The 9,193-nt window shown below is 61.5% G+C and carries 9 protein-coding genes and 1 pseudogene; 5 read left to right on the top strand and 5 right to left on the bottom strand.

Going from position 1 to position 9,193, the window contains the following annotated elements; all coding sequences use genetic code 11:
* Nucleotides 1–135: 135 nt before the first annotated feature.
* On the bottom strand, nucleotides 136–762 hold the full coding sequence (locus DIE06_RS35320) for a tyrosine-type recombinase/integrase (protein ID WP_124665384.1): 627 nt from the start codon (nucleotides 760–762) through the stop codon (nucleotides 136–138).
* 302 nt (nucleotides 763–1,064) lie between these two features.
* Between DIE06_RS35320 and DIE06_RS35315 the strand changes: the two genes are divergently transcribed.
* Nucleotides 1,065–1,766, top strand: coding sequence for a formylglycine-generating enzyme family protein (locus DIE06_RS35315; RefSeq protein WP_080401741.1), 702 nt, complete (start codon nucleotides 1,065–1,067; stop codon nucleotides 1,764–1,766).
* Nucleotides 1,767–2,156: 390 nt separating this feature from the next.
* On the opposite strand, the gene DIE06_RS35310 is transcribed toward DIE06_RS35315, so the two are convergent.
* On the bottom strand, nucleotides 2,157–3,110 hold the full coding sequence (locus DIE06_RS35310; RefSeq protein ID WP_124665383.1) for an aromatic alcohol reductase: 954 nt from the start codon (nucleotides 3,108–3,110) through the stop codon (nucleotides 2,157–2,159).
* Between the two features lie 93 nt (nucleotides 3,111–3,203).
* Here DIE06_RS35310 and DIE06_RS35305 point away from each other — a divergent pair, with 93 nt between their 5' ends.
* Together DIE06_RS35305 and DIE06_RS35300 are read left to right on the top strand one after the other, a co-directional pair.
* Nucleotides 3,204–3,617, top strand: a complete 414-nt coding sequence (locus tag DIE06_RS35305; RefSeq protein ID WP_124665382.1) for a helix-turn-helix domain-containing protein — start codon at nucleotides 3,204–3,206, stop codon at nucleotides 3,615–3,617.
* Between the two features lie 149 nt (nucleotides 3,618–3,766).
* Nucleotides 3,767–4,074: pseudogene (locus DIE06_RS35300) on the top strand (LysR substrate-binding domain-containing protein); the annotation flags it as partial.
* A 235-nt stretch (nucleotides 4,075–4,309) separates the two neighbouring features.
* Here the strand turns inward: DIE06_RS35300 and DIE06_RS35295 are convergent.
* The 3 genes from DIE06_RS35295 to DIE06_RS35285 form a co-directional block, all read right to left on the bottom strand.
* Nucleotides 4,310–4,693, bottom strand: a complete 384-nt coding sequence (locus tag DIE06_RS35295) for an ATP-dependent protease (RefSeq protein ID WP_124665381.1) — start codon at nucleotides 4,691–4,693, stop codon at nucleotides 4,310–4,312.
* 312 nt (nucleotides 4,694–5,005) lie between these two features.
* Nucleotides 5,006–6,811, bottom strand: coding sequence for a hypothetical protein (locus tag DIE06_RS35290; protein ID WP_124665380.1), 1,806 nt, complete (start codon nucleotides 6,809–6,811; stop codon nucleotides 5,006–5,008).
* Between the two features lie 183 nt (nucleotides 6,812–6,994).
* The gene (locus tag DIE06_RS35285) at nucleotides 6,995–7,867 is read right to left on the bottom strand and encodes a LysR family transcriptional regulator (protein WP_124665379.1); all 873 of its coding nucleotides are present in this window, start codon (nucleotides 7,865–7,867) and stop codon (nucleotides 6,995–6,997) included.
* A gap of 120 nt (nucleotides 7,868–7,987) precedes the next feature.
* Between DIE06_RS35285 and DIE06_RS35280 the strand changes: the two genes are divergently transcribed.
* Complete coding sequence (locus DIE06_RS35280) at nucleotides 7,988–8,416, top strand: DoxX family protein (RefSeq protein WP_185733559.1); 429 nt, start codon at nucleotides 7,988–7,990, stop codon at nucleotides 8,414–8,416.
* 17 nt (nucleotides 8,417–8,433) lie between these two features.
* Nucleotides 8,434–9,123 (top strand): glutathione S-transferase family protein, encoded by a 690-nt coding sequence (locus DIE06_RS35275; RefSeq protein WP_124665378.1) that lies wholly within the window; start codon nucleotides 8,434–8,436, stop codon nucleotides 9,121–9,123.
* The last annotated feature ends 70 nt before the right edge of the window (nucleotides 9,124–9,193 follow it).

Raw genomic sequence — 9,193 nt, 5'->3', positions numbered from 1 at the left:
GGCAGATGACGGAATCTGAATCATTCTCATCGGAACGGCCGTTTGCCGACTGGAGCGGTCGCTCGAGTGTCCGAATGTGCATGCAGGCGAACGGCGCTTCATGGCCGGCAAGCGACCGCTCGCCGGCCCGTGCCATCAAACCTCTGTCTGCTCCGCCATCTCGAGGGCATCGTCGACCTCAATGCCGAGATAGCGAACTGTGCTTTCCGGCTTCGTATGTCCGAGCAGCAACTGCACCGCCCGAAGGTTTTTCGTCTGCCGGTAGATCAGCGAAGCTTTTGTGCGGCGCATCGTGTGGGTGCCGTATGCGGTATCGTCGAGACCAATCGAAGCGACCCAGCGGTGCACCATCCGGGCATATTGCCGGGTCGATAGGTGCGGCGACGTATGAATCCGGCTCGGGAACAGAAAATCCGCCGCCTTCAGTCCTCGCGCTTCGATCCAGGCTTCGAGGCTCTCACGAGTTTGTTCCGTGATCTCAAATTGCACCGGGCGCTGCGTTTTCCTCTGCATGACTGTCGCTCTGGACGCCACATGGCTCCCGTGACGGACATCCTGGACCTGCAACCGCGTAAGGTCGCACGCCCGCAGCTTGCTATCAATCGCGAGATTGAACATCGCCAGTTCACGAACGTTCGACGCCATCTGCAGTCTTGTCCGGATCGCCCAGATTTCCCTGAGCTTTAACGGCGGCTTCTGCCCGGTGAGCTTGCCCTTATTCCACGGCACGCGGTGGGCAACGACGACATTCTCGGCTTTCATGACAATCTCCTTTCAGGCAATTGGAGATTGAGTGTGCACCGTCTCGGGTGGTCGCAACCGACCCACTTCGGCCCGTCGCCCCAGCTCGACGACAATGACAGCTTTTCAACATACAACAGTCGCTCGCGCGACGTCAGCTTCGTCCGACTATCGAGCGCGTGCGCTTTTGATCCAACTCATCCTTCGTTTTGGCGCACCTCGCTACCCACTCATGCTGCTTCCGTCTGCTTCCGTTAACGTGAGGTAAGCCCTGTGAGATACTGCATTGGAGGCCTTTGCCGCTGTAAGCAGCTTCTATTGTCATGAAGAAAATGGAACATCTGTCTGAAACACTCGATATACAAACGATACGCGTTCCCGCAGGAACGATTGCATTGAGGGACGACAGAATTGGCCGTAGATGGTCTGTCGACCTACCGCACTTTTTGATCGGCCGCTATCCCGTCACTCAGGCGCAATATGCTGCGGTAACCGGACAATGGCCATCGTCATATGTCGCCGCGCAATGTCCGGTAGTCAACGTATCCTGGATTGATGCCGCCCAGTTCTGCAACATGCTTTCAAAGGCGGCCGGTCTTCTCGACTGTTATGAATTTCATGGCGATGGAACGGGGGCTTCTCTTGTCCCAGAAAGTAACGGCTATCGCCTGCCCACCGAAGCTGAATGGGAGTACGCTTGCCGCGCCGGAACAAATGGTCCGAGATACGGCAAACTCGGCGATATAGCTTGGTATAGAGAAAACTCGGGGGGGCACACGCATGAGGTGGGTCAAAAGCAAGCAAATGACTGGGGGCTTTTCGACACGCTAGGAAACGTTTGGGAGTGGTGCGCCGATCTATACGACCCAGAAGTCTATGGTTCGTATCGCGTGTTTCGTGGCGGTGGTTGGGCTGATGCCGAACGAGGCTGCCTTGCTACGAATCGACGTCGTAGCCATCCGACATTTGCAATCGATGATCTTGGCTTTCGGGTTGCCCGATCGCTTGACGCTCGTGATGGGTAATCGCGAGCACATCCGGCTTTGTCGACCAGCAGTGTTGGACGAATCTGGGGCTTGCCCGACAGCGGGCTGTTGAAGCACATCAAGTAGCGACGCGACCGAGGGAACATCCGTTATCTAAGGCGCATCGGACATTCGAACGTCCGCTTGAGCGCGCGGTTGAACGACCGAAAGTGGCAACCCTAACCCGTCATCCAATCTTCAGCGCCGTCAACGACCGCTGACAAGCAATTTCCGCCAGCTGCCACATTGCTTTCACACGCCGATTTCGCCGAGCAGAATTCGGCTGAAGTCAGTACGAAATACAGGAGCCCGCACCCATTGGCCGGGGTCGGGCTTTCTGCTCGGGGGAACGGTCCTCGATACGGTTTGCCTGGATGGCCGGACTCACGATTACTCGCCGCCGCCCGAAACAAGGTTTGCATTGATCCACGATGCCACGTCGGTGACCGGAATGGCGTGGCGTTGATTGAACGTCCCACTCTTGTCCCATGCGACACCTCGCCCTTGAGCAAAAGCCGCACGATACTTGCGCATCATATTGTTCGGGTCGCGCACCAGCTCATCCAGCAAATACTGCTCGCTCCACACCGAACGGCTGAACGGCCGGCCGAGGCCCGCTTGCAGCTTGTCGGCAACCTCCCCGTAAGTCACTGTGTCGCCGGCCAGATACACGATCTCGTTCCGGATACGGGGCTGGGCGAACACGATCGCGGCGGTCAGCGCACCGATATCATCGGGCGTCGTCAGCGTCACGGCGGTGTCGAGGCTGCCCAGCGCGTGGACTGCGTCGTTTTGCAGGTCGACGACACCGAATTCCGGCTCGAACAGGTAGCCCATGAACATGCCGGTCGAGATGATGACCCACTCGGTCTCGTGCTGACTGCGCAGCAACTCGCGCACGTCCAGCTGTGCGTCGAAGATGTCCTGCGGACTGCCGCGGCCGATCACGTCGAAATCGACCCCGAACTGCCACGGGAAGTACCTCGGGATGCGCGCCTGCAACGCAGCCCGCGCCAACTTCATCGGCGTGTCGATTCCGGCTGTAATGCCCGCGCAACCGATTACCGTGTCATATCGCCCGAACAAGGCGGCGAGCTCATCGATGGAGCGCTTCACGAAATCGCCTACGACGATCTCGATCCCGAGATCTCGAATCTCCGCGATATCATGCCGCTTGGCGGGTGCGCTGGACTCGACGGCGCTCGCGCGCAGCAGCACGCTGATCTTCGCGCCTGCGACGTCCTTCGCTCGACGCGCAAGATTGCGTAGTACCGGGAGGCCGAGTTCGCCGGCACCGAGCACGAGAATGTTTTGAGACGTAGCGTTAAGATCTGTTTGGTTCATCGTCTAGCCTGCTGAGGAATGCGTTGCACGCAGTCTAGCGGTGCATTGACGTGTATGAAAGAAGGTACATGCGTGATACTGGGAGCCAGATAGTTGGATCGAGACGAACTTCTCAAATATTCGCAGACCGTGTGCGACGGCCTGCGAGACGATGATGACGGGCTGCGGCGGGAGGTGCTCGCACACGCCGGAAGTCGTTGGTCGCTCGGTGTCGTCCACACGCTCGGCGTCTACGGCAGGCTGCGCCATGCCGAAATCGGCAGGCGCATGCACGGGGTGACTCAGCGGATGTTGACGCGCACGTTACGACAACTCGAACGTGACGGCCTGGTGCTCCGTCACGATTTCGAAGAAGTGCCCCCTAGAGTCGAATACGAGTTATCCGACACGGGCATGGACCTGCTCGTTCGCATGGTCCCGCTGTGGACCTGGATCGTCGAGAATGCGGACCGCTTCCGAGAAGCGAGGCGGAGTTTCGACAGCCAGCACCGCGACACGAACTTGTAGCTTGCCGGTTGTTGATTTGCCTCCCCTACTTCCCTGGCCCGGAGAAGAATTGGAGCCTCTGAGTGAGCGGTTTATGGCGGCCGCGCAGGAATGGCGGCCGCGCAGGAATTGCCGCGCTTCAGCTACCGACGGATGTCGGCGTGCTCAGCGGGCACGGCCATGAGGAGTGGCAATGCTGGCTGGAAAGCGTTGGGGCACGGCAGATCGAGGCGAGCCGTGGACTCGTTTTCGATACCCTCGAATTGACGCTCGCCGCTGCGGAGGAAGGGCATGGCGTTGCAATCGGCGATCCCCGGATGGCGAGGGACCGCCTGCAGGCGGGGACACTGATGACGCCTTTTGCCGACGTGGCGCAAAACGGCTTGTCGTACTTCGTCGTCTATCCATCCCAACGGGCCGTACAGTCCAAGATTCGCGCCTCGCTGACGTCTTGTTTCGGCTGGCGCAGGAAGACTGATCGTTATCGGGGAAAACAGTCCTGTACTGCGACTTCGCAGTCAGCAGGTGACGCGAGTGCGAACACCGCCAATGCCAGTGTTCAAATCTTCGATGATCACGTTACGCATCGCCAATCGGGCCGCTGAAGCAGGACGGCACATTTCGACAGGGCAGAGTCTCATAGCTAAGCGGAACTGACGTTCGAATGTCCGCGCCGAGAGCGCGATCGAACCACCGCAAATGGCGGCTTCCAATCAGAGATCTCCCCGCACTTCACCGGTTCCCAGCGCGCTCCGCTGCCGGTTGACTTCCGCCCAAAGCTCATCGCTGTCGTCATTGCGCAGCAGGACCATCCAGTCCAGTTGATCGTCGGTCACGCCGAAGTATTCCAGGAGTTCCCGGCGAACCGCATCGACGAACTGCGCGTATTCCGGGGTTGCCTGGGCCTGCGCGTGCAAGGCATCGTATTCCGCATCGTCCGCGCCGCCGCCGTGCTCGTCGATATAGCGCGAGATCCACTGGTCTCGTTCGCGGTCGTAATCGGCCTCGGCGCGCATCGCTTGAACAGCCGTGTAGAAATCCAATTGGGCAAACGCGGCGATCGCCGCCGTTGTCGCCTCGTCGAATGTAGTCGTCATTCCATCTCTCATGTTGGTCAGGGCACATCATCGCACGGGCCGCACCCGGGCAGGTGCGCCGAATCCGGCCGGTGCGACACGCCGCGTGACGCCGACGTTTGGCCCGTGCAAAGGCAACATGATCAGGAGGTCATGCCGATTGTCATGGTCAGGCGCTGGGGAGTCGCGTTCAACGGCGCGACGGATCGTCGACCTTCAATGACGACTTGCTGCGGCAGATAGAGGTCGCACACCGGATATCCGGAGGCCGAGGGCCGCGAATGTCCGGTGTCTGCGAAAGCTGTTTCCCGATGCGCTGGTTCGCGCTCGAGACTATCGTGCCGTGCCGAGCACGCTCGTCACGGCAGTGGCGCCGATCGGAGCCACCTTCGCGATCGCTGCCGTTGCCGCCGCATCGACAGCCGTCGATCGAATGCCCGGCCTCATCACGACCGTCGCGTTCGTCTTGATCGCGGCGTCGACTGCCGTCACCACGCCGGCCGCGGCAGTGCGCAGCGAAGCCAGCGCCGTCGGGCCAAGCGACGCAATCACCGCCGGATCGGGGGCGATGACGCCGCCGTCCGGACCGGGATCGGGGCCGATGGGAATCCCGCTGAATGGCGCCTTGGTCAGAATGTGCTCGATCTCGCAGAGCACCTCCTGGAGTCCCGCTGCTTGCGCGGATATCGTGGTGAAGGTGTCCTGTCCGGTCGTGAATACACCATCGGGGCGCGTCACGCGAACGCCGATCGTGACCGCGTCGCCGACCGCCGCCGGAAGCTGCACGGTAAAGATCGAAGACGTGGCATTGCCGACCGGCGACGCACCACCGCTGGCTGTCCACTGATAGGTCAGGCCGCTTCCCATGTCAGCCGTGTCGACGGTAAACGAAGCCTGGGTGCCCGCTTGATTGGTAACCTGGCATTGCGTATCGGTAACCGAGCGAATATTGCGGTGATCGAGAACCAGCTCGGTCTGGATCGGTGTTTGGGTCGAGCCTTCCACAGGGAGTTGCTTGACGACGTGGATGCCACTGTGAACACCCAGGTCGGCGAACACGCGGACCGTGTGACTGCCCGCACTGTCGAAGACCAGTTGCGAGTTGAGCGTGCGCGTCGAGCCCTGGTCGATGGCGTTCGCGCCACCCTCTTCGGCGAGATTGCCGCCATTGTCTGCCGCGACGAGCTGGAAGGCCGGCGACGCGTGATAGCCGACATTGGCCGCCGTGAACTGCACGCCCACCGGCCTGCCGACTTCCTGCACCGCGGGAGAGAGCGTGAGCCCCGCGCCAAGAACGACCGCCTTGGGTGGCACCTGCGGACCGTAAGTGGTGCAGAAGAATCCCTGCAGCGGGCCACGCGCCGCGTCCGCCGCGCTTTCGGTGGCGACGAGATCGGGGCCGCTGAAATCGAGGACCGTCGTCGACTCCGTGTCCGGGACGTTATTGTCATAGATGAACAGGGTGGTCGTCCCGTTCGGGTTGTCCTGATAACCGTAGACGAGCACCTGATGGTTGTCGAACGGACTCCAGGTCGTCCCGATCAAGCCGATCGGAACGGGCGTGCCGCCGTCGATGCGGGCCTTGAGCGTCGCCAGTTGAGCGAGCGAGTTGCCCTTCAGCCACGCCCGGCCGCCGTCTCCACCGAAGTGGAATACCCCCATCCATTGCAGGAACGTCGCTGCGTTGTCCTGAACGCTCTTCAGCAGGCGCGACCAGATATAGTCGCGCAGCACGGTGCCTTCCGGCGTCGTGCGCTGCGGCTGATCGTTCGGACCGGTGCCGCGCGGAACGATCCATCCCTTGAGGAAATAGTCGCACGACGAGAACGCCATCCCGCCGCAAAGGCCATAGATGCCGCCGTTGCTGGTCTCGATTGCATTGGCGATCTGGTTCACGATCGCGTCGTTTGCGGCTTTCACTGTCTCGTAGACGAGCCAGGGCCCGATAAACGGGACGCCCGCTTCCGCGACGAGCACGGGGCCGCCCGCCGCGAGAATCAAGGGAGAGAGCACGATTTCCACTGCGGCAAGCGCATCGGTGACGACTTGGGTGACCGTCGCCTTTTCCGTGTCGTCCCACATCCAGGTGTTCGAGAATGCATAACCGTCGGTCTCAGGCCGAAATCGCGTTCGAGACATGGCTTCACTCCTGCGTTGAATTCAACGAGTCGTCAATGCGGATGCCCGAGGCGCGAAACGCCAATTCTTCAATTGACTGCGGTCAGCGTGGCAAATGCGTCTCCTGGTCGGATCAATCATAGGTAACGGTCGAAGGAATTCAAGGCCGTCACTTCGGGTGGAAGATAACGCGAAAGCACACGGTCAGATCTTCAACGTCATCGACAGATATTTGAATACGGTCGAGACCCGCAGCAGATGTCGTGACTCCCGGTGCGTCAGCACCCACAGCTCCGTCTGGCAGTCGTGCAGGACATCGGTCAGTTGCACGAGATCGGAGCGGCCGCGTGTCAGGAACGTCGGCAGGATGCCGACGCCCATGCCCAGGGCGACCAGCTCCATCACGGTCAGGATGCTGTTGACCTTGTAGTGCGGCACCACTTTCCGGAAATGACGTTTGCGCCAGACGACCGATGGGTGGCCCGGAAGCGCATCGTCCGGCGCGATCCAGCGCGCCTTGCCCGCCGTGACGTCTTCATAACGGCGTGCGGCGTCGTAGTGCCTCGACGCGAAAAGCGCCACGTCGATCGAACCGACGTGCTTGCCCACGAGATAGTCCGGGGGCTGCTTGGTCGCGCGCACCGCGATGTCGGCATCGCGGCGCCCCAGGTCGGCAATCTCGTTGCCCGTGTGCAGCTCGTACGCAAGCAGCGGGTGAACGGCTTCCAGCTGCTTCAGCGCCGGCCCGACCAGCCCGTGCAGAATCGTATCGGTGGTGGTAATGCGCACCATGCCCGCCACCCGCTCGGGCACTTGTTGCGCGATCGAGCGGGCCGATTCGACCTGCACTTCCACTTGCTCCGCGTGTTCGGCCAGCGCCAGCGCGATTTCCTTCGCGCGATAACCTGAGCGGGTCCGTTCGAACAGCTGCTGCTGCAGGCCGCGCTCGATCCGCCGGAGGTTGCGAAATACGGTCGAAGCATCCACGTCCAGGCGCTCGCCGGCCTGGACCAGCGTGCCCGAGCGGGAAAGCGCCAGGATCGTTTCGAGGTCTGCTGCGCTGAGCTTGTATGGCATCCAGTTGTCCCCCGTGTATTGCATTTTTGCATTCTCTCATTGTAATTATGCGTATTATTCAAGCATATCCGCAATGCTAAATTCGGTGCCGCTTTGCTAACTCTCGCAATGGGTACCGATATGAATCAATCGATTTCGACAAGTGACAATGCCGCCTATGGCGCATTGCTGCTCCGCGTGGCGTTGGGCGTCATGTGGATTTCCCATTCGCTGCTGAAATTGCTGGTCTTTACCTTGCCGGGTACCGCGCAGTATTTCCAGAGCGTCGGCTACCTCGGCTTCCTCGCCTATCCGGTGTTCACGGCCGAGCTGGCCGGTGGCATCGCGCTCGTGCTGGGCATCTATGCGCGCCAGGTCGCATTGTTGCTGGTGCCGATCATGGTGTGCGCGGCGCGTGTGCACTTGCCCAATGGCTGGGTGCATACGAGCCAGGGCGGCGGCTGGGAATACCCGGTGTTCCTCGTCGTCGCGTCCGTCGCGCTCTGGCTGCTCGGCGACGGCGCGCTGGCGGTACGGCGCAGCCAGCGCTTCGCGCTAGGCGCGGCTTGACACGGCGAGGCGACGACATGAGCACGCCCCAATACCACCTCGTCAGCCATGTGCTTTGCCCGTACGTGCAGCGCGCAGTCATCGTGCTGACCGAAAAAGGTGCGCCGTTCGAGCGGACGGACGTCGACCTGAGCAACAAGCCGGACTGGTTTCGCAGGATTTCCCCGCTCGGCAAGACGCCCGTGCTGGTCGTCGATGGCGCGCCCATCTTCGAATCGGCCGTGATCTGCGACTACCTCGACGAGACACTCGCGCCGCGGCTGCATCCCGATGCGCCGCTCGAGCGGGCGCGGCACCGCGCCTGGGTCGAGTTCGCATCGGCACTGCTGAACGCTGTCGGGGGGTTCTACACGGCGCCGGACGAAACGGCGCTGGCCGCGAAAACCCGTGACATCCGCGCACGATTCGAGCAGCTCGAAGACACGCTCGGCGCCGGCCCGTATTTTGGCGGCGCGCACTTCAGCATCGTGGACGCGGCGTTCGGGCCGGTGTTCCGCTACTTCGACGTGTTCGAGCAGATCGACGACTTCGGGTTCTTCGCCGACCTGCCCAAGGTCACCGCGTGGCGGCAACGACTCGCCGAACGGCCGTCCGTGCGCGCGGCGGTCCGGGCCGACTATCCGCGGCTGCTGATGGACTTCCTGCTCAAGCGCGGCTCGGCGTTGTCGACGCGTATCCGCAATCAGGTTTTGCCGGTTCAGGATTGAACCGAATCACTTTTACGTGCCGGCGTCGCACAAGCGCCGGCAGCTTCGTTGCGCCCATTCCAACTCCAAC

It is taken from the genome of Burkholderia sp. Bp8998 (genome assembly GCF_003854235.1).
Classification (GTDB): Bacteria; Pseudomonadota; Gammaproteobacteria; order Burkholderiales; family Burkholderiaceae; genus Burkholderia.
This window is presented reverse-complemented; position numbering and strand designations above follow the sequence as displayed.